The sequence below is a fragment of the Treponema sp. R6D11 genome (assembly GCF_054786075.1).
This window is the reverse complement of sequence record NZ_BDHD01001040.1, coordinates 1-405: the sequence shown is the minus strand read 5'-3', so window position 1 is coordinate 405 and position 405 is coordinate 1. Positions and strand designations below refer to the sequence as shown.

Annotated in this window: 1 protein-coding gene; it reads right to left on the bottom strand. The window is 53.3% G+C overall.

Annotated features, from left to right (window positions below):
• Nucleotides 1–405: mannonate dehydratase (locus ACYVTD_RS17385; RefSeq protein ID WP_461248882.1), on the bottom strand; the 405-nt coding region annotated here is incomplete at both ends.

The following is a 405-nucleotide window of genomic DNA, read 5'->3' as shown; positions in this document are numbered from 1 at the left end:
TCGTTGTTCGGGTCGCTCCCCAAGCTGCCCGTGCAGAGGGTTATGCCGTTTAACGGATTGTCCACCATTTTAAGTATACGCAGTATCTGTTCCTTGTTTGACATAACGCGCGGAAGGCCGAAAACCGGCCACGCGGGATCGTCGGGGTGCATCGCCATTTTTATATTGTATTTCGAGCAAACGGGCATTATCGCTTCCAGAAAATATTTCATGTTGGCGAGCAGGGCGGTATCGTCGATGTCGCGGTACAGATCAAAAAGTTCTTTTACGCGCGCCATTCGCTCGGGTTCCCAACCGGGCAAAAGATGCCCCCCCGCCTTCGCGTTCATGTGGGCGGACATGTGCTTGGGATCGATTTCGTCGATTATTTCCTGCTCGTAGGACATTACCGTGGCGCCGTCGCTT